This window comes from Catenulispora sp. MAP12-49, from assembly GCF_041262705.1.
GTDB lineage: Bacteria > Actinomycetota > Actinomycetes > Streptomycetales > Catenulisporaceae > Catenulispora.
Genome location: NZ_JBGCCP010000021.1, coordinates 1 through 19,728 on the forward strand (window position 1 = coordinate 1; position 19,728 = coordinate 19,728).

Sequence of the window (19,728 nt, forward strand, 5' to 3'; positions counted from 1 at the left end):
TGCGGGAACAGGCCCAAAGCCAAAACGAAGTACACCCCCACCCGGGAGGGCAGGACCCGCAGCCGCTGCTGCACCGTCCCGGTATCAGCCAGCACTGCGTCCACCAGCTCGAACGGCAGGAACTGGGTCAACTCCCCCAAATGTCCCGGCGCGAACACCCCCGCTGCCACCTCGATAGCACGCTCGACACGCACCATGGCAGACTCAGACACGACGAGACCTCCGATCCCTGGGTTCCCTAGACAAGAACCGGTGTATCAGAGGTCTCGTTCACTATATAAAACAGCTGCTCACAGCCGCATTTGACGACACCGCCAAACCCTTAACTACGCGGCATTGGACCGGTCCGGTGGTATCAAGCCGGATCGCTGCCGCCGTGGTTTAGTATCAGCGGCTTGACACCACCGGCCCGGCCTGCTTGGCTTCGCCCGCCGAAGCGACGGGGAATCCGGGACAAACCCGCCTGTGGGAAGGGTTCCCGCGCCCCATGCCCGCAGACTCACCGCCCGCGTGTGCGTCGGTGACGTCCATCGACGTGGTGTAAGCAATCTTCGACGTGGGCAGGACGCAAGGCACGCCCGAGCGCGTGGTGATCTTCATGGATGTGAAGAACCGGCCATCAGCAGGCCGGTTTTTCACATCCATGGGCTCAGATGCCCACTGCGGCAGCTGTGACCCGGGGCTTCACCGCTGAAGACTACTTACACCACGCCAGTGGACAAAACCCGTGCGTGGCGAAGTGGACCCCGTCCACACCACAGGCCGGGGTTGTCCCGGATTCCCCGTCGCTTCGGCGGTGCTTGCACAACCATCCCGGACTGGGCGGTGTCCAGCCGGACGAAACCGGTGGCCAGCAACAGCGATCCGGCTTGACACCGCCCAGGCCGGGATGGTTCCCTCCGGGCGACGAAGCGACGAAGCGACGAAGCGACGAAGCGACGAAGCGACGAAGCGACGAAGCGACGGGGAAGCCGGGACGAAGGCGACCACAAGCAGCGTCCGCCGCCCGACAACGCGGCCCCCCACTCCCCGGAGCGAGGCCGCTCGCCGCGCAGGCGCCGCCGGAGGCGCCCTTCAGCTCTTGACCTTGACCTTGCCCTCGACTGTCGCAGTTGACCTTGACTATCGCAGTAGACCCCACCACCTACCCACACCACCACCGCCCCGCGAAACCAGCACCAGCACCGACCCGCGCCACCAACGGATCCCGCAAACCCATACGCGAAGCCGTAAGAAGCCTCTAAACCCACCACCAGCGGCGCCCTTTTTGCCCGCTCTCACACCGCCAGCACCCGCACCGGCACCCCGTTGAACACCGCGTTCCCCGAAACCGGGTCCACGACCGCCTCATCAGTCAGCGCATTCGCGTTGACCCCCGCGTTCTTGCGCGCCACGGCCTGCGCGCTGTCCGCGTGCCCCCAGCCGTGCGGCAGGCTCACCACGCCGGGCATGATCGTGTCCGTGGTCTCCACGGGCACCTCCACCTCTCCGGCGGCCGACCGGACCCGCGCACGCTCTCCGAGTCCGAGGCGCGCCGCGTCCTGCGGGTGGATGTGCAGCGTGCAGCGGTTGCTGCCGCCGACCAGCGAGGGCACGTTGTGCATCCAGCTGTTGTTCGAGCGCAGGTGCCGCCGCCCGATCAGCACCATCTCCGGGGCCGGGTCCGCCAGCCGCTCCAGGAGCCGCGGCACGTCGGCGACCAGGGCCGGCGGTGCCAGATCGACCTTGCCCGAGGCGGTGCACAGGATCTCCGGCAGACGCGGTTGGAGCGGGCCGAGGTCCAGGCCGTGCGGGGCCTGGCGCATCGCCTCCAGCGACAGGCCGTAGGAGCCCAGCTTCAGCAGCGCGTCCAGAATCTGCTCGGTCCCGTCGGCGCCGTCGAGGCCGTCGCGCATCTCCGGCACGGCCGCGAGCAGTTGGCCGAGCAGCATCTCCTCGGCGCCGCGCGAGTCGGCATCAGGGCCCTGATCGGCCAGGATCAGCAGCAGCTTCGCCAGGATCGCGGCCTCGGAACGTTGGTCCTCGCGCAGTGGGAGCACCGGCGGCGAGAAGCGCGCGTAGTTCCGGACCATGATGATCTGCACCAGGAAGTCGAAGTGCGGACTCTGCAGAATCCGGGGCGGCGGCAGGATCACGTTCGCGTGCCGGGTGGTCTCGTTCAGGTACGGGTCCACGCACACCATGAAGTCCAGCTCGGACAGGGCCTCGGCCAGGCGCGGCCCGTTGGGCGCGGACAGTGCCGGATTGCCGCCGACCGTTATCAGAGCCCGTATCTGACCCTCGCCTGGCGTCTGAATCTCGTCCGCCATCGTGGCGACCGGAAATTCCCCGAGCACCTCCGGCAGACCACGCACCCGGCTGTGCCAGGCGCCGGTGGCGAACGGCTGGCCGCTGCGGAAGATCTCCAGCCCCGCGGTCTTGGCGAACATGACCCCGCCGGGCCGGTCCAGGTTCCCCGTCAGGGCATTGATGACGTCGACCAGCCACTGCGCCGTCGAACCGAACTCGGCCGTGCACGTGCCGATCCGCGCGTACACGCAGGCCGTCCGCGCCGCCGCGACCTCCCGCGCCAGCCGCACCGTCGTCGCGGCCGGCACGCCACAGGCCCGCTCCACGACCTCCGGCGTGAAGTCGCTTGCCAGAGCTCTGAGTTCCTCGAGCCCGGCGACTTTTACATCCACCGCGGCCAAACCCTCACCCAGCAACGTATGCACGATCCCGAACAGCAGATACGCATCCGTCCCGGGGCGAATGAACAAATGCTCGTCGGCCAGCTCGGCGGTACGAGTGCGCCGCGGATCCACCACCACGACCTTGCCGCCGCGCTGCTGCAACGCCCGCAGCCGCCCCTTGAAATCCGGCGCCACACACAGCGAACCGTTGGACTCCACCGGATTGGCCCCGAGGATCAGCATGTAGTCGGTGCGGTCGATGTCCGGAACGGCCACGGACATCGGATCGCCGAACATCAGGCCGCTGGCGACGTGCTTGGGCATCTGGTCGATGGTGCTGGCCGAGTAGACATTGCGACTGCCGAGCATCTGTGTCAGCGGCTGCCGGTACAGGAAACCGGCCATGGTGTGGAAGGTCGGGTTGCCGAAGTACAGCGCGACCGCATCGCGGCCGTGCGCCGCCATGGTCTCGTTCAGCCCCCGGTGCAGCTCGGCGAACGCCTCGTCCCAACTGGCCGGCCGCAACTCCCCGTCGACCCGGACCAGCGGACCCGCCAACCGGTCCGGGTCCTCGTCCAGATGACCCAGCGCCGCCCCCTTCGGACACAGGAAGCCCTTGCTGAACGGATCGTCGCGGTCGCCCTCGACCCGCAGCACGGAGCCTGAGTCGTTCAGGGTCAGCCGCAACCCGCAAGCGGTCTCGCACAGAGGACACGTCCGAAGCGCAGTCTTCATGCTTCCGGACGCTAGCAACGCCGCCGCGGGCGCCCTTCTCGCTGCGTGCGAAGCGCCCGCACCGGTTCGGCATCCCCGAAGATGTCGGCCGCCGCCGGGCGGATCGATCGTGGAGACAGACCTGTCGAAGAGAGGATTCGCCATGGCTCCGCATGCCGAGCCGGCCACCGTCGCCGGACCGCTGACCGCCTTCCGTGAAGCCGGGCCCGAAGTGCTGGCCGAGGCGTTCACCCGCCTGGTCGGCACGTTCTGGACCGCCGGAGTGCTGAACGATCCCGGCTTGGCGGCCGAAGCCGTCCCCGAGCTGCTGGCCGCCTTCGACGGCGCCGACGCCCCGCATCGCGGACACCTCGCGATCGCCCTCGGCCTGTTCGCCGAGGCCGAGTACCCGGAGCTGGACGGCCCGGTCGCCACCGCCGTGCGCCGGGGGTTGGACGTCGTCCTCGACCAGGTTCGCGGGACCACGACCGTCACGCCGTTCACGGTGGCCGCGCTGTATCTGCTCTCGCATTTCCCGCACGAGCGCGACCGGGTCCTGTCCGCGTTCAGCGGTGTGCCGCTGAACCCCGACGACGCGACCCGGCTGGACCGCGGCCTGACCCTGCTCGACCCGGCCGACCCCGACCTGGGCCGCGCCTGGCCCTCGCCGTTCGACTGGGACATCGACGAGAAGGAACGCGACTTCGACCGCGCCTGGATCAGTACCCTGACCCCCGAGCAGATCACCGCGACCTGGGAGAGCGACACCCGCTCGCTGTGGGCCACCGCCGGGGCCAAGGCCCTGTGGTCGATGGCCAACGGCCTGCCCAGCCCGGTCGCCGATCAGAGTCCTTACTGGTCGGCACCGCACCAGATGCCCGCCATCGCCGCCGGCACCACGTTCGCCCGCCACGAAGCCACGCTGCGCTGCACCTCCTGCGCGAGCCCGCTGGAGTTCGAGAAGAAGGGCGCACGCTGCGGCGGCTGCTCGACCTTCTACCCGGTCGTGCTCGGCGGCATCCTCGACCTGTCCCGCCGAGAGCGCTCCGGCGCCGGCGTGAGCGACGAGGCCGAGGACGTCGAGGCCGACGTGCTGCAGAACGCGGCCGTGATGAGCACGGTGGGCCAGCACTACGAGGTCGGGCTGCGCCCGGCCTTCCTGCGCATCATGGGCCAGAACTGGGACGGCGCTGTCACTCCGGCGGTCGAGGACGCCTACATCGCCGAGCGCCTGCGCACGGCGGCCGCCACCCGGCCCGGCGGCCCGATCCTGGACCTCGCGGCCGGCGCCGGCCGCTGGACCTGGGTGGTCTCCGACGCCGTCGGTGCCGAGCGGGTCATTGCCCTGGACCTCAACGACGCCATGCTCCACTGGCTGCGCGGTCGTCTGCCGCAGGTCTCCACGGTCCGCGCCAGCGCCTTGGAGCTGCCCGTCGCCGATGGTTCCCTGACCGCCGTCAACTTCTGGAACGCCCTGCAGGCGGTGCCGGACGCGGCTCAGGCGCTTCGCGAGATCGGCCGCTGCCTGCGGCCCGGCGGCGTGCTGACCCTGATGACGTTCCGCTGGGCCGACGATCCGGTGTACCGGTACTTCCAGCACTCGCACATCTTCCCGGCCGCTCCCGATGGATACCTGCTGTTCGAGCCGGAGGAGATCCGGTCGTGGCTGGCCGCCGCCGGGCTGACCGTGGTCGAGGAGTCGGGGCCGGGGACGTTCGTGTTCCTCACCGCGACGCGGGAGGGCTGAGGCGTGGGCGGCGACGGGCCGACCGTCATCGGGATCCTGCTCGCCGAGCATCCGGTTCGCGAGGGATTCCTGGATCCGGTACGCCGGCGGGCTGCCGAGTTCGGTGCGGCGCACCCCGGCTACGAGGTGCGCATCTCGACGTACCGGACCTTCACCGGGGGCGACGAGTTCACGCGGATCCTGGACGCCGGCCGCGTCCCGGCGATCGTCGATGTCTTCTTCACCGAGACCCAGCGCGCCCGCGATGCCGTCTGCGCGACCGGCGGGCCGCTGTTCACCCCGGTGCAGCGCGCGGTCGGCGGGCGCCGGGAGATCCTCGGCGAGCCGGTGGTCCTCGACGACTTCGTCGACACCGCGCACCGCTACTACAGCTACGACGGCGAGCTGGTGTCGATGCCGTTCAGCGTCTCGACGGGCCTGCTCTACGCGAACATGACCATGCTGCGGGCGGCCGGGATCACCGAGGTGCCGCAGGACTGGGACGCCCTGGAGGCCGCCAGCAGGACCCTGATGCGCAGCGACGGCGATCCTTCGCACGGCGTCGCATGGGCCAACGACGGATGGTTCTTCCAGCACGTGGTGGCCCAGCAGGGCGGCCTGCTGGCCGACAACGCCAACGGCCGCGCGGGCCGGGCGCAGAAGGTGGATCTGGCCTCTGACGAACTCCTGGCCTGGGTCACCTGGTGGCAGCGGCTGCACAAGGACGGGGTCTACCTGCACACCGGCGTGGCCCAGGACTGGGCCGGGACGTTCGAGGCCTTCATCGCCGGCCGGGTGCCGTTCCTGTGGAACTCCTCGGTGATGGCCGAGCCGGTGGTGTCGGCCGGAGCACAGGCCGGGATCGAGGTCCGCGCGCACCGCCTGCCGCACAACGGCGCCGTCCCGTATGCCGGCGACGTCCTGGGCGGCGACTCGCTGTGGCTGGCGGCCGGGTTGTCGCCGGAGGAACAGGACGGCGCACTGGCGTTCCTGCAGTACTTGCTGAACCCCGAGGGCGCCGCCGAGTGGCACAAGTCCAGCGGCTTCATCCCGGTGACGCACGGCGCGCACCGCCTGCTGGAAGCAGAAGGCTGGTTCACTCGGAAACCGCACCACCTCGCAGCCCCGGCGCAGCTCGCCGCATCCGACGGCTCCCCAGCCGCGACCGGCGCCCTGGCCGGAGACCTCGCGGGCATGCACGCCGACCTGATCGAGGCGATGACGGACGTGCTGGACCACGGCGCCGACCCCGCACGCCGGTTCGCACAGGCGACGGCTACGGCACAGCGGCGGCTGGACGAGTACAACGCGGGGGCTGTGAGGAGGCGGGCGGCGCGGTAGGTCGAGGACGGATCGGCGGTGCGCAGAAATGGCGCGCCGTCGATCCCTTCTGCGCGCCAAATAAAGCCGACTCTGCTGGCCTATTCGCCGAACCGGTCGCTCGGATGCTCGCGCGCCCCGAACACACCGAAGCGGCGACCGCCCTCTATCGGTCGCCGCCCCGGTGGGCTCCTCAGCCGCGCAGCCCTCGCGCTCCCCTCACACCCGCCCCGGCACCGACACCGGCTCGGCGCCGGCATCCGCCACCGCCGGCGGCACGGCGGCCGGGCCGGCGGGCCCGCGCAGCGCGTTCAGCAGCACCCTGGCGACCATGCCGGGGCGCATCAGCTGCTCGGGGCGGTCGAGCATGCCGGCGGCGCGCATGTAGCCGCGGGTCACCGAGCTGTCGCGGGTCGCGGCGACCTGGACCATCGCCAGGTAGCGCTGGCCCATGCGGACCTTCAGGTCGCGCTTGCCCTCGACGCCGTCGAAGCCCAGGTCGACGGTGCGTGTCATCTCCCACGGCGGGTCGATGACGTCGCGCGCCAGGTCGCGGAAGTACTGCTGGGAGTCCGGGGTCGCGCCGGAGTGCAGGTGGTGGCGCAGGGTGAGTGCGGACAGTGCCGCGACCGTCATGCCCTGCGCGTACACCGGATTGAAGCAGGACACCGCGTCGCCGATGACCAGCAGGCCGGCCGGGAGGCGGCTCATGCGCTCGTAGCGGCGGCGCTGGGTGGTGGGGAAGCGGAAGGCGACCGGCTCGTCCAGCGGCTCGGCGTGCTTCAGGGCCTCGTGGATGTCCGGGACCGGCAGGCCCTTCACGAACTCGTACAGTCCCTGCTGGTCCGTCGGGGGGTGGTCGCCGAGGATGCCGTAGACCGTCATCAGGGTTTTGTCACCCTCGGTCTTGGTGAAGATGACGCCGCGCGGGACGTCCGGGGAGGCGACCGCGATGATCGCCAGGTCGCCGTCGTAGGGGTCGGCCTTCATCTTGTAGTTCTGGGTGACGTAGCCCAGCCCGATGTTGGTCCGCTCCTCCTCGACCCGCGGGTAGCCCATCTCCTCCAGCCACACCGGGGTGCGCGAGCCGCGGCCGGTGGCGTCGACCACCAGGTCGGCGGTGATCGTCTCGCCGGCCTTGCCGTTGCGCTGCACCTTGACGCCGGTCACCTGCGCGTGGTCGGCGGTGGCGGTCAGGCCCAGGATGTCGCAGCGTTCGACGAAGCGGACGTTCGCCAGCTCCGCCGTGCGCTCGCGGATCCGGCGCTCCATCAGCGGGGCCGAGGCCGGGACGGCGATGTAGCCGATGTCGGCGCGCTTGACCGGGCGGCCGCGGAAGTACCAGCGGACCGAGCCGGAGAAGTCGCCGAAGGGGGTGCCGTCGGCGATGAGCTGGTCGGTGATGCCGGGGTAGAGCTCCTCCATCACCACCCGGCCGCGCACGTGCATGGCGTTGATGTGCTTGCCCTGGGGGCGTCCGCGGCGCGGGCCGTCGATGCCGGTGACCGCGTCCCGGTCCACGACCAGGACCTCGTCGTAGGCCTCGGCGAGCACACGGGCCGCGAACAGCCCGGCGATGCTGCCGCCCAGCACGACGGCGCGGGTCGGGTCGCCGTCGGCCGCCGGCCGGGGTGCTTCCTTGGGCATCTGGCCCACCTCCTGGAGATCGTGCGCTGATGAGCTTCACGATCGGCGCTGCGGCCCGGGCCGGGCATCTCCTGGATTGCGCGCGGGGTGAGACTGTTCTGCGCGGGGTGAGGTTGTTGCGCGCGGAGTGAGGCTGTTCCGTGTCCGAGTCCACCGGCGCAACCATGAAGATGCCCGGCCTCGGCGCCCTGGCGACCATGAAAGCCATGGAGAGCGAGACCACCCAGATCGCCGAGATGTTCGACGAGTCCACCGACATGTCGGACGCGTTCAACGACGGCCAGGTGCACCTGGCCTACTGGTACGACGACGAGGACCAGTCCCCGCTGATCGAGGCGACGCAGCGGCTGACCCGCAAGGTCGCCGAATCGCTGCGGCTGCGCAAGGGCGAACGGGTCCTGGACGTCGGCTGCGGCCTCGGCACGCCGGCGATCCAGCTCGCGACCGAGTACGGGGTGCAGGTCACCGGGGTCAACATCAGCACCCGCCAGGTGGCCGAGGCGCACGCCCGGGCCGCGGCGGCCGGGCTCGGTGATCAGGTCGCGTTCGTGACCGCGGACTTCAGCGCCCTGGACTTCCCGGACGGCAGCTTCGACGCGGTCGTGGCGATGGAGGCCCTGGTCTACGTCCGCGACCTCGGCCCGACCCTGCGCGGCCTGCACCGGGTGCTGCGCCCCGGCGGCCGGCTGACCCTGACCGAGCCGACCCGCGAAGGGCTCGGCGTCGTGGCCGCCAGCGAGCACGCGACGGCCTTCGGCGCGAAGTGGCTGCTGTCGGTCGCCGAGTGGCTGGATCCGTTGCGGGAGAACGGTTTCGAGCTGCTGGAGTACCTGCAGTGCGGGCCGCGCGTGTTCGGGATGGGCCCCAAGTACCTGCAGGCCGTGGAATCCCGGCGCGAGGAGCTGGCCGCCCGCTTCGGCCCGGCCGCCGTCGACGAGCTCCGGCAGACGCTGGAGCACTTCTTCGCCCCGGGCGCGGACCGGATCGGCTATGCCGTCGTCACGGTCCAAAAGCCCTGGAACTGAAACCAGCGTCAGCCTTCACTTCAGGAGAGATCTCACATGACCACGACTCCGGAAACGCAGCAGGCGACCGCGCCGCTGTCCCTGCAGCAGCAGTTCCTGTGCATCTTCGCCCAAGGCTTCGAAGCCGGGCCGTTCGGGCCGCACTACACCGAGGTCTTCGGCTGGCGCGTCCAGGGCCGGATCGACGTGGACGCCCTGCGTGCGGCGCTGGCCGACGTGGTCGAGCGGCACGAGGCGCTGCGCACCGTGGTGCGCCTGGAGGACGGCGGCGGGCAGAGTGTGCTGCCGGCCGTGGCGCCCGAGCTGCTGCTGGTCGACCTGGACGAGGCGCCGGGCGCGGACCGGGACCGCCGCGCCGAGCAGCTCATGATCGAGGCCGAGACCCGGCCGTTCCCGGCCGACCGGGTCCCGTTGCTGCGCGCGGTTCTCGGCCGCTTCGACCAGCAGGACTCGGTCCTGGTCCTGTGTGCCCACCACAGCGCCGCGGACGTCTGGTCGATCCAGGTGGTCCTGCGGGATGTGGCGCAGTGCTACGCCGCCCGCGTGGCCGGCAAGGAGCCGCAGCTGCCCGAGGCGACTCAGTACCGTGAGTATGTCGCCGCGCAGCACGAGGACGCCGCCGGGCCGGCAGTGGCCGCCTCGCGCGCGTACTGGCGCGAAACCCTGCGCGGCGCCAGGATCCTGGTCGCGCCGGTGCACCGCACGGATCAGACTCCTGCGACGAGCTACCACCGCTTCACCACCGACGCGCGGCTGAGCACCGAGGTGTCCCGGCTGGCCAAGGCGACGCGCAGCTCGACGTTCATGGTCCTGCTCGCCGCGTTCACCGTCTTCGTGAACCGCCGCACCAAGGAGACCGACATCGTGGTGCCCACCTTCGGGCCGGGCCGCGAGCCGCGCTTCCAGTCCACCGTCGGGTCGTTCTTCAACTTCGTCCCGCTGCGCGTGGACCTGGACGGCTGCCAGACCTTCCGCGACGTCATCGTCCGCACCCGCAAGGCCTGCATCGGCGCCTTCTCCCACGAGCTGCCGCTGCTGCATCTGCTCGCCGAGGCGCCGGAGCTGATGTCCTCGGCCGGCCCCGACGCCGTGCCGACCCTGTTCCAGGCCGTCCAGCCGCCCTACCTGACCCAGAGCGAGCGGATCGGCGACCTCGAATACAGCGCGATCTGGCGGCGGGTCATCCCGCAGCCGCTCGGCTCGGAGACCCCGGACGGCATGATCTGGTCGATGCACCTCGGCGCGGACGAAGTGGTCGGAGGGCTCAGCTTCAGCCGCCACCTGTTCGCGCGGGCCGAGGTCGAGGAGCAGGTGGACGTGTTCCTCGGAGTGATCGGCGAGATGGTGGCCGACCCGGACTCGGCGATCTGAGGCGCGGGACCATGACCACGACTGAGAACGCCGTGCGGGCCGCGGCCGCGCCGTCCGAATCCGAGGTCACCCCGGCCCTGCTGATCGAGCGGGCCGAGGCGATGGTGCCCGGCCTGGTGGCACGCCAGCACGAGACCGAGCGGCGGACCTACTACGCCGAGGACACCCACCAGGCGTTCCGCGACGCGGGCTTCTACCGCGTCACGGTGCCCAAGCGGTACGGCGGCTACGAGTTCAGCTTCGACACCTTCCTGCAGATAGCCATGATCCTGACTCGCGCTTGCGCGTCCACCGGCTGGATGTACTGCCTGGGAGCGGCGCACTCGCTGTTCGCCGGCAGTATGTTCGGCGAGAAGGCGCAGGCCGAGATCTTCGGCGCCGGCGACTTCATCGCGCCCTTGGTCAACGCCCCCTACGGGACGGCCAGGCGCGCCGAGGACGGCGGCTGGATCCTGGACGGCGTGTGGCGGTACTGCTCCGGCGCGCCGTATGCGACGCACCTGATCGGGAACACCGTCATCGTCGGCGATGACGATGCCGGCAACGCCGGCCGTGCCGACGATGCCGACGACGCGGCCCCGCCGCGCCGGCTGCTGTTCATCGCGCCCCGCGACCAGTGGGAGATGCTCGACGACTGGGGCGGCCAGCTGGGACTGAAGGGCAGCGGGTCGCACAGCATCCGGATCTCCGGCGGCCGCATCCCCGAACACTTCGGCATCGAGGTGAACTTCGAGGAGATCTCGGTGACCGACGGCACCCCGGGCCGCGAGTTGCACGAGCACCCGCAGTACGGCGGCGCGCCGGCCAGCTCGATGGCCCTGGAAGGCGCGCACATCGCGGTCGGCATGTGCCAGGGCGCGCTCGACGCCTACACCGAGCTGATGTTCAGCCGCACAACGATCCTGCCACCGTTCGCACCCCGCGCTCAGGACCCTGACTATCAGCTCTGGTACGGCAAGGCCAGCGGCATGATCGACGCCGCCGAGACCCTGGTGCTCGCGGCCTCGCGGCGCTGGCACGAGCTGTCCGAGCAGCCGGTCGGGGCGTTCACGGCGGAGGAGGACCTGCGGGTCGCGATCACCTGCCGGGAGGCCACCGAACTGGCCTGGCGGGCCGTCGACGAGATCCTCCAGCCGACCGCCGGCAGCCCGGCCGTCCGCGAGGGGACGCGCCTGGAACGCGTCTGGCGCGACCTGTCCACCGGCCGTACGCACGCCAGCTCCGCCGTGCTGCTCACCACCGTGGCCAACCGCGGATACGCGCAACTGAAGCTGCACAGGAGGTAGACGTGGACGACGATCCGCTTTTCGTCATAGATCCGGCCGGCACCGACATCCACGGCGAGGGGGCCCGGCTGCGGGCCCGCGGACCGATCACCCGGGTGCTTTTGCCCGGGGGCGTCGAGGCCTGGTCGGTGACCGGCTACCACGCCGCCCGGCAGGTCCTGGCGGACGACAGGTTCGCCAAGAACGCCCGGGAGCACTGGCCGGCCTACGCCGAGGGCACCCTCGGCCCGGACTTCCCGCTGATCGCCTGGGCCCGGATGGACAACATGTCCACCGCCGACGGCGAGGCGCACTCGCGCCAGCGCAAAGTCGTCGTCGGCGCGTTCAGCCCGCAGCGGATCGCCATGCTGCGGCCGCGGGTCGAGCAGGTCGTCGCGCGGGCGCTGGACGAGCTGGCCGAGTACGCGGCCGAGCGGCCCGGCGAGCCGGTGGACCTCAAGCTGCGGTACGCGCATCTGGTGTCCTCGCGCGTGATCGGCGAGCTGCTCGGCGTGCCCGACGGCGACCCGGACGGCGTCCTGGACCGAGCCGGATACGTCGAGCCGAACCCGCAGAAGGCCCGCGCGGAGTTCATGGCGTTGCAGGGCAAGATCCAGACTCTGGTCGCGGCGAAGCGCCGGGAGCCGGGGGAGGACTTGATCAGCGACCTGATCGAGGCGCTGCCGGGCGGGTGTCCGGTGGCCCACACCGGCGCCGCCGCGGAGTCAGACGCCGAGCTCGTCGGCCTGGCCCAGCTGGTGATCAACACCGGCGCCGAACCGGCCCGGAACCTCATCGTCAACGCGGTCCTGGCGCTGCTCGCCCACCCCGACCAGCGTGCCCTGGCAGTGGACGGCGATGTGGACTGGGACGACGTGGTGGAGGAGACGCTGCGCGCCGACGCGCCGGTCGCTCACATCCCGTTCCGGTACGCGACACAGGACATTGAGATCGCCGGCGTGACCATCGCCAAGGGCGACCCCGTGATCGTCGGCTACGCCGCGACCGGCCGCGACCCCGACCTGTACGGCGCCGACGCGGGGGATTTCGACGCCCGGCGCGCGGACAAGCGGCACGTGGCGTTCGGTCACGGCGTGCACCGCTGCGTCGGTCCCGCTCTGACCCGGATGGAAGTGCGCATCGCGGTGGAGGCGCTGTTCGCGCGCTTCCCCGGCCTGCGGCTGGCCGTGGAGCCGGACGACCTGGCGAGTCAGGGCACGTTCATCATGAACGGCCGTGCAGAGCTTCCGGTCCATCTCCGTACCCCTGAACCTCCTACTTCCCGCAAGGAGCAGTGACATGACCACTCAGCAGCAGCCGGCCACCGCCGACGTCGCCCAGCGGCTCGCCGCCATCTGGACCGACGTCCTGGGCCCGGGCTCCGACCGGCCCGGCGCCACGTTCTTCGAACTCAACGGCCAGTCCATCGCCGCGGTGCGGATCGCGGCGGCGGTCGAGGAGCAACTGGGCGTCACCCTCGACATCGGCGACCTGTTCGAGGACCCGGACCTGGAGACCCTCACCCGGGACATCCAGGCCCGCGCGGGCATCCGGACCCGCGAGGGGTGAGCCCGATGGCCGCACCCACCCTGACCCACATCACCCCCGCCACCGCGCTCGACGACGTCGTGGAGGTCCTGGACCGCGACGGGGCGGTGATCGTCGAGGACTTCGCCGACGCCGCGACGCTCGCCGCGCTCCGGTCGGACCTCGCACCCGGCCTGGAGACGGCCGGCTACAGCGAGAGCGGCTACGACGGGCAGAAGACCAAGCGGCTCTCCAGCCTGTTCCAGCACTCGCCGGGCCCGATGACCGGCGTGGTCCTGCAGCCGCAGTTCCTCGGCGCGGCCCGGCGCCTGCTGCAGCAGCCCGCGCACATGTGGATCGGCAAGGTCCGGATGGAGGTGACCCCGAGCATCCAGGTCAGCTTCACCCAGGCGATCAGGATCGATCCGGGCCAGGGCCGCCAGCCGCTGCACCGGGACGACGCCATGCACCTGTGGCGGCACCCGGGGCCGCCGTGCCGGCTGCAGCTGATGCTGGCGCTGACCGAGTTCACCGCGGCCAACGGCGCGACCCTGGTCATCCCCGGCAGCCACCACTGGGACGACGAGCGGGCCCCGGCGTACGCCGAGACCGTCCCGGCGGTCATGCCCGCCGGCTCGGCGCTGATCTGGCCGGGCGGGGTCTACCACGGCGGCGGCGCCAACACCACGGACGTGCCGCGCTACAGCCTGTCCCTCGCGCTGGACCTGGGCAACCTGCGGCAGGAGGAGAATCAGTACCTTGCGGTCTCCCGGGAGACCGTGCAGACCCTGCCCGAGGAAGTACAGCGCCTGCTCGGCTGGGAACGCTGCCCTCCCGGCCTCGGCCAGGTCGAGACGCAGGACCCGCTTCTGCTGCTGGAGCGGACGCACGAGGAGCTCTCCAGCAGGCCGCGCGGTGCGAATCCGTTGATGTAGCGGACGTGGCGTCGACAGCAGCCGGTGCGTTTCGCGGATGCGGACGCATCGGCTGCGGCTTCGGCCCAACCCCGCACCCTGGAAGATGCACGCCCGGCCGGGCGGCCCGCAGACTCCACTCCCGTAGACCCGCTGTGGCTCTCTCCCGACCCCTCATCGACGAGGCAGGTATCCATGACAGAGGCAATGGCACAACGTCCGGCCAGGCTTCCTTCCCTCACCGCCTTGCGATTCGTCGCCGCTTTTCTGGTCTTCACCTACCATGTGACCTATTTGAGTGTCTTCCGTGACACCCGGCTGGAGAAGCACTACGACTTCATCACCAACAGCGCCGGCACGATGGGCGTCGGGTTCTTCTTCGTGCTCAGCGGGTTCGTCCTGACCTGGGTCGCGAGGCCGACCGACTCGAAGGGCCAGTTCTGGCGCCGGCGGTTCTTCAAGATCTTCCCGAACCACGCCGTGATCTGGCTGGTCATCCTCGTCATGCTGGTGGTGTCGGGGACCAAGACCATGGTCGAGCCGGCGATCGCCAACCTCTTCCTGGTGAACTCCTGGGCGCCGAGCATGAACAACCTGCTCTACGCGGTCAACGGGGTCACCTGGTCGCTGTCCGCGGAGATCGTGTTCTATCTGTTGTTCCCGTTCCTGGTCCTGGCCGCCGCGAAGATCCGAGAGGACCGGCTCTGGTACTGGGTCATCGGGGTGGCGGCGCTGTCGTTGTCGGTTCCGTTGCTGGCGAAGGCTTTCGTGCCGGACTCGCCGATGTTCCCGGGGTACACCCAGTTCTCCTGGCCGCAGATGTGGTTCGTCTACCAGTTCCCGCTGGTGCGCTGCCTGGAGTTCGTCGTCGGCATCCTGTTCGCGCGCATCGTCATCAGCGGGCGGTTCATCCGGCTCGGCCTGGGCCCGGCGGTGCTCATGGTCGCGGTGCTCTATGTGCCGTCATTGTGGCTGCCCCAGCTGTGGGTGTTCGCGGCGACGTACAGCTTCCCGCTCGGGTTGCTGGTCTCGGCGGCCGCCACGAGTGACATCGCCGGTCGCAGGACGGTGCTGACGCATCGTGTGCCCGTCTTCCTGGGCGAGATCTCGTATGCGTTCTTCCTCATCCATCTCAACGTGCTGCACACGGTGCAGGCGGCGTTCAAGGGGGAGTGGATGGGATACGGCGACTACGACCTGACGGCGTGGAGCACGCCGGTGGCGGTGCTGTTCCTGCTGGCCTGTCTGGCCATCAGCATCTTCCTGGCCTGGCTGCTCTACCGGTTCGTCGAGATGCCGGTGATGCGCAAGTGGTCTCGGCCCCGGTCACGGCGGCCGGTGCCCGCGCTGGAGACCGAGGCCAGCGCCCCGGCGACCGCGGGCTGAGGCGGCGAACGGCTGAGCCGGACGGCGTTCCGCCCGGTACCCGATGCGGGGCGGGTACCGGGCGGAACTTCCATCAGGACTCGGTCACCATGGGGCGTTCGGCGACCGGATCCGGCTCGGGGGACTCGGTGGGGCTGGTGGTGGACTCCGCCGGCGCGGACGCCTTCTGGCGCAGCGTCATCCACGCGAAGGCGAAGACGATCGCGATGATCGCGATGCCGCTGTAGGCCACGATGTCGAGGCCGTCGGTGAAGGCGTCGCGGGCCTTGCTCAGCAACGGCTGGGCCTGGCCGGCCGGGAGTTTGGCGGCGGCGGAGACCGCGTCGGCCAGCGTCTGCCGGGCCCCGGCGACCGTCGAGCCGGACATGCTCGACTGGTAGACCGCGGCGCCGACGCTGCCGAGCAGGGCCAGCCCCAGGGTCGAGCCGAAGACGTTGCTGGTCTCCGACATCGAAGCGGCCGAGCCGGCCTTCTCCGGCGGGGCCGACCCGACGACCAGGCTGGTGCCGAGCACGAACAGCGGCCCGATGCCCAGGGCCACCAGCGCCACGCTCAGCGCCACCAGGCCCGCGCTGCTGGTGCTGCGCACCGTGCTGAGCAGGATCAGGCCCACGAAGGCCAGGACGAGGCCGCCGAGGATCGCGGTGCTCTGCTGGATCTTCTGGACGAGCACCGGGGTGATCAGGACGCCGATCGCGATGCCCAGGCCCGTCGGGGCCTGCCACAGCCCGGCCTTGGCCGGCTCCATCCCGAGCACGCTCTGGATGAACTGGCTGGTCATCAGCCCCAGGCCGGCCAGCGTCCCGGAGGCCAGCAGCATGGCCAACAGCGAGCTGCTGAACTTGAGGTTGCGGAACAGCCGCAGGTCGAGCAGCGGGTTGGGCAGGCGCAGCTGCCGGCGGGTGAACAGCATGGCGAACACGACGCCGACGACGATGGCCAGCGCCGACACCAGCGGCGAGCTGTTCTGCCCGGCGGCCAGCTGCTTGATGCCGTAGATCACCGGCAGGATCGCGGCCAGCGAGAGCACCACGCTGATCAGGTCCAGGCGCTTGGCGTTGGCGTCCTTGTACTCCGGCAGCAGGATCGGCCCGACGATCAGCAGCAACAGCATGACCGGCGTCCCGAGCAGGAACACCGAACCCCACCAGAAGTGCTGCAACAGCACCCCGCCGATGACCGGCCCGAGCGCCGCCCCGCCGAAACTGCAGAACGCCCACAGCGAGATGGCGGTCCCCATCTGCTTGGGGTTCCGGAACATGTTGCTGATCAGCGCCAGCGTCGAGGGCGAAAGCGTGGCCCCCGCGACACCCAGCAGAGCACGCGCGATGATGAGCATCATCGGACTGGTCGAGAACGCCGCCAGCAACGACGCGGCGAAGAACCCGCCGGCCCCGATCATGAGCAGCTTGCGCCGCCCGATCCGGTCACCGAGCGTCCCCATGGTGATCAGGAACCCGGCGAGCATGAACCCGTAGATGTCGGTGATCCACAGCTGCTCGGTCCCGGTCGCGTGCAGGTCGGCGCTCAGATGCGGCAACGCCAGGAACAGGCCGCCGATGTCGAAGGCGACCAACAGCGTGGGCAGCGCCAGTGCGGCCAGGCCGAGCCACTCCCGGCGCCCGGCCAGGGGGGCCTCGGGCTGGGTCGTGTCACTGTCACTCATGGCAGATCCTTTCTCGCTAACCACAGTGGTGGCACCCCGCGCGTGGCGCCTTTGACTGGTGGTCGGAGCGGATCTGGGGAAAGCGACATGGGTGCCGATATGTCAGCCGCGCACCTTGCCGAACGCCGCGACGACATAGCCCACCCGGCCCGCGCTGATCTCGAAGAACCCGGCGAGGCCGCCCTCCAGCCCCTCGTACGCCTCGGTCCCGAACTGCGCGACGACGCGCTCGCGGATCCCGCGCGCGGCCTCGATGTACTTCGGCCCCATGCCGAACACGCGCGGGCCGCACTGTGTGTACTCCTCGACCGCGAAGCCGGCCTTGGCGAACGCCTCGATCCAGCCCTGCATGGTGAGCACGTTGCCCAGGCCGAGGTTGCCGAAGAACTCCTCGACCTCGAGCCCGGCCGCCTCGGACTCCAGCGTGTACTCGACCAGCCCCACCCGGCCGCCGGGCCGCAGCACCCGGTGCAACTCGCGCAGCGCCTGGTCCAGGTCCGGTGCGTGGACGAGCGACTCCATCGCCAGCACCGCGTCGAAGGAGGCGTCGGGGAAGGGCAGCGCCATGAAGTCCGCCCGCTGGTAGCGCACCTGCTCCTGCATCCGGGCCTCGGCGGCCCGCTTCGTCGCCGCGTCCACCTCCGCCTGACTCACCGTGACGCCGGTGACGTGCGCGCCGGTGGCCTCGGCCACGTCCAGGGCGGGCAGCCCGAGGCCGCAGCCGGCGTCCAGGACGCGCTCGCCGGGCCGCAGCCCGAGCGCGTCGACCACCTTGCCGGTGATGCGCCGGGACGCCTCCCGCAGCGGCGTGGTGTCCTCCCGGCCGTACCAGTACGCCAGGTGCACCTGCCCCTCGTTCATGACATCGGTGATGGAGGCCGACTGGTCGTACCGGCGGCCCATCTCGTCGGGTCCGATCGCTGTCTTCGCCACGAGCATCACCGTAGCCCGGCATATCAGGGTCCTTCTTCTCCCTGCTTGCGGGACCTGATGTCCCCCGCGTTCTCGGCGACCTCTCCATGCGCCGAGCCGCGCAGGGTGGTCACGACCTCGAGCCAGGACGCGTCCAGGGCCGCGCTGGCCGCGCTGGCCGCGACGAGCCCGGCGATCTGCACGGCCACCAGCCCGCCCGCCAGATCGCCGCGATCGGCCAACGTGCGGGCGGCGGCCAGGAGCCCGGCCGGCGGCCGCGGCGGCTGCCGGCCGGCGATCTGCTCCCGCAGGCTGTTCTCGGACAGGCCGGCGAGAAAGGGACGCACCGCCAGCCCCTCCGCCCCGAACCGCGCCACCAGTTGCCGGTACACGTCGAACGCCCACGCCTGCAAACCCGGCGAAGTCTGATGCCGCAGCGTCCGGCCGGCCAGGATCCTGAGGGACCGCCGCGTGGACTCCGAGCAGTCGCGCGCCTCGATCACGACCGTCGTCAGCCGCGCCAGCACCGGGACCCAGTCCTCGCCGAACACCGCGACCGGCAGCTTGCCGAGCGCCTCCAGGAAGCTGCCGCGCACCGGATCCGGCTCGTTCAGCACGCGCGTGACCAGCGCCTCGACCTGCCGCAGCACCTCCGCCGCCGGCGCGGTTCGCGCCACGCGTTCCAGCAGCAGCGACCGGGCCGACCTCCGGACCGTCGAGGTGCTCGACCCGGCCGCCTCGGTCAGCACCGCGACCGCCCCGGCGACGGGCAGATACGACGCCAGCGTCAGCTCGACCGTCTCGGCCTGGGAACGCCCCCGGACCGGGTGCCACTGCGACCGGTGCCACTCCAGCATCCGCCGGGCCTCGGCCGCGGCGCGCGCCGGCGGCAGCACGTCGAGCAGCGGCTCGGCCCACATCGGTTGGAGCTCCGGCGCCGCCGCGACGAACGCGTCGACCAGGCCTTCGCGCCGCGCCGTCGGCAGGTGTCCCAGCACCGCCCACAGCGTGTAGACGTCGCCGTCCACGTAGGCCATGATCCCGGCGTCGTCCAGGGCTTCCACGGCCTGGTAGTGCAGCCGGTTCGTTCGCGGACGCTCGTCGGAGGCCACCAGAGTCCAGGCGCCCATTTGGGTCGGCCTTCACCAGCGCGGTCATCGCGCGGGCCGGGAGATGAAGCCCGTAGCGCGTGTCCTGTGTCTCCAGGAACGCGATAGTCCGTTCCGGCAGCGACTCCGCCAGGATGGTGAGGACGGTCTCCCACCGCCGCCAGAACGCGTAGCCGAGGCCGAGCGCCGGATCGCCGCTCTCGATGTGGGCCAGCACGGCCTCCGGATGCCTCCGCGCCAGTGTGGTCCACGACCCCACCGCGTGCGCCAGTCCCGGTAGTTGGTCCGCCGCCACCCTCGCCGAGCAGGCCGGCAGCAGAGCCGCGGCCTCGCCGTCGCCCCACTGCCGGTGCACCGACGGCAGCAGCCGGTCGGCCAGCGCGGTCCGCCGAGCGTCGAGCAGGGTCCGGTAGAAGGCCCGACGCAGCTCGAGCGAGGCGTCCGTCAGGACCGCCGCCGCGGCGTCGTCGGACA

15 protein-coding genes are annotated in these 19,728 nt (G+C 70.8%); 9 read left to right on the plus strand and 6 right to left on the minus strand.

Annotated features, from left to right (window positions below; translation table 11 throughout):
• Together ABIA35_RS31535 and ABIA35_RS31540 are read right to left on the minus strand one after the other, a co-directional pair.
• A partial coding sequence (locus ABIA35_RS31535) for a transposase domain-containing protein (RefSeq protein ID WP_370360385.1) occupies positions 1-197 on the minus strand: 197 nt, incomplete at its 3' end.
• Between the two features lie 1,080 nt (positions 198-1,277).
• Positions 1,278-3,407 (minus strand): molybdopterin oxidoreductase family protein, encoded by a 2,130-nt coding sequence (locus tag ABIA35_RS31540; RefSeq protein ID WP_370360301.1) that lies wholly within the window; start codon positions 3,405-3,407, stop codon positions 1,278-1,280.
• A 142-nt stretch (positions 3,408-3,549) separates the two neighbouring features.
• On the opposite strand from ABIA35_RS31540, the gene ABIA35_RS31545 reads away from it, so the two are divergent.
• Both ABIA35_RS31545 and ABIA35_RS31550 read left to right on the plus strand, forming a co-directional pair.
• A complete protein-coding gene (locus tag ABIA35_RS31545) occupies positions 3,550-5,133 on the plus strand; it encodes a class I SAM-dependent methyltransferase (protein ID WP_370360302.1) in 1,584 nt (527 codons plus the stop codon).
• Between the two features lie 3 nt (positions 5,134-5,136).
• Positions 5,137-6,453, plus strand: a complete 1,317-nt coding sequence (locus ABIA35_RS31550; RefSeq protein ID WP_370360303.1) for an extracellular solute-binding protein — start codon at positions 5,137-5,139, stop codon at positions 6,451-6,453.
• A 198-nt stretch (positions 6,454-6,651) separates the two neighbouring features.
• Here the strand turns inward: ABIA35_RS31550 and ABIA35_RS31555 are convergent, their stop codons facing one another.
• A complete protein-coding gene (locus ABIA35_RS31555; RefSeq protein ID WP_370344297.1) occupies positions 6,652-8,079 on the minus strand; it encodes an FAD-dependent oxidoreductase in 1,428 nt (475 codons plus the stop codon).
• Positions 8,080-8,219: 140 nt separating this feature from the next.
• Between ABIA35_RS31555 and ABIA35_RS31560 the strand changes: the two genes are divergently transcribed.
• From ABIA35_RS31560 to ABIA35_RS31590, 7 genes are all read left to right on the plus strand, one after another.
• Entirely contained in the window at positions 8,220-9,104 is an 885-nt protein-coding gene (locus tag ABIA35_RS31560) for a cyclopropane-fatty-acyl-phospholipid synthase family protein (protein WP_370360305.1), read from the plus strand.
• Positions 9,105-9,140: 36 nt separating this feature from the next.
• Entirely contained in the window at positions 9,141-10,475 is a 1,335-nt protein-coding gene (locus tag ABIA35_RS31565; RefSeq protein WP_370360306.1) for a condensation domain-containing protein, read from the plus strand.
• 11 nt (positions 10,476-10,486) lie between these two features.
• Complete coding sequence (locus ABIA35_RS31570; protein ID WP_370360307.1) at positions 10,487-11,761, plus strand: acyl-CoA dehydrogenase family protein; 1,275 nt, start codon at positions 10,487-10,489, stop codon at positions 11,759-11,761.
• 2 nt (positions 11,762-11,763) lie between these two features.
• Positions 11,764-13,038 carry a cytochrome P450 gene (locus tag ABIA35_RS31575; protein WP_370344301.1) on the plus strand — a complete coding sequence of 425 codons (1,275 nt, stop codon included), beginning with the start codon at positions 11,764-11,766 and terminating at the stop codon, positions 13,036-13,038.
• A 1-nt stretch (position 13,039) separates the two neighbouring features.
• Positions 13,040-13,309 carry a phosphopantetheine-binding protein gene (locus tag ABIA35_RS31580; protein ID WP_370344302.1) on the plus strand — a complete coding sequence of 90 codons (270 nt, stop codon included), beginning with the start codon at positions 13,040-13,042 and terminating at the stop codon, positions 13,307-13,309.
• Between the two features lie 5 nt (positions 13,310-13,314).
• The gene (locus ABIA35_RS31585) at positions 13,315-14,202 is read left to right on the plus strand and encodes a phytanoyl-CoA dioxygenase family protein (protein ID WP_370360308.1); all 888 of its coding nucleotides are present in this window, start codon (positions 13,315-13,317) and stop codon (positions 14,200-14,202) included.
• A gap of 264 nt (positions 14,203-14,466) precedes the next feature.
• A complete protein-coding gene (locus tag ABIA35_RS31590) occupies positions 14,467-15,567 on the plus strand; it encodes an acyltransferase family protein (RefSeq protein WP_370360386.1) in 1,101 nt (366 codons plus the stop codon).
• Positions 15,568-15,640: 73 nt separating this feature from the next.
• Here ABIA35_RS31590 and ABIA35_RS31595 read toward each other — a convergent pair whose 3' ends face one another.
• The 3 genes from ABIA35_RS31595 to ABIA35_RS31605 form a co-directional block, all read right to left on the minus strand.
• On the minus strand, positions 15,641-17,233 hold the full coding sequence (locus tag ABIA35_RS31595) for an MFS transporter (RefSeq protein ID WP_370360309.1): 1,593 nt from the start codon (positions 17,231-17,233) through the stop codon (positions 15,641-15,643).
• 102 nt (positions 17,234-17,335) lie between these two features.
• On the minus strand, positions 17,336-18,166 hold the full coding sequence (locus ABIA35_RS31600; protein WP_370360310.1) for a class I SAM-dependent methyltransferase: 831 nt from the start codon (positions 18,164-18,166) through the stop codon (positions 17,336-17,338).
• A 23-nt stretch (positions 18,167-18,189) separates the two neighbouring features.
• Positions 18,190-19,275, minus strand: a complete 1,086-nt coding sequence (locus tag ABIA35_RS31605; RefSeq protein ID WP_370360311.1) for a hypothetical protein — start codon at positions 19,273-19,275, stop codon at positions 18,190-18,192.
• Between the last annotated feature and the right edge of the window lie 453 nt (positions 19,276-19,728).

Coding starts and splice junctions, on each gene's coding strand:
- ABIA35_RS31540 (WP_370360301.1), bottom strand. CDS start 3,407: ATGAAGACTGCGCTTCGGACGTGTCCTCTGTGCGAGACCGCTTGCGGG.
- ABIA35_RS31545 (WP_370360302.1), top strand. CDS start 3,550: ATGGCTCCGCATGCCGAGCCGGCCACCGTCGCCGGACCGCTGACCGCC.
- ABIA35_RS31555 (WP_370344297.1), bottom strand. CDS start 8,079: ATGCCCAAGGAAGCACCCCGGCCGGCGGCCGACGGCGACCCGACCCGC.
- ABIA35_RS31565 (WP_370360306.1), top strand. CDS start 9,141: ATGACCACGACTCCGGAAACGCAGCAGGCGACCGCGCCGCTGTCCCTG.
- ABIA35_RS31570 (WP_370360307.1), top strand. CDS start 10,487: ATGACCACGACTGAGAACGCCGTGCGGGCCGCGGCCGCGCCGTCCGAA.
- ABIA35_RS31580 (WP_370344302.1), top strand. CDS start 13,040: ATGACCACTCAGCAGCAGCCGGCCACCGCCGACGTCGCCCAGCGGCTC.
- ABIA35_RS31585 (WP_370360308.1), top strand. CDS start 13,315: ATGGCCGCACCCACCCTGACCCACATCACCCCCGCCACCGCGCTCGAC.
- ABIA35_RS31595 (WP_370360309.1), bottom strand. CDS start 17,233: ATGAGTGACAGTGACACGACCCAGCCCGAGGCCCCCCTGGCCGGGCGC.
- ABIA35_RS31605 (WP_370360311.1), bottom strand. CDS start 19,275: ATGGGCGCCTGGACTCTGGTGGCCTCCGACGAGCGTCCGCGAACGAAC.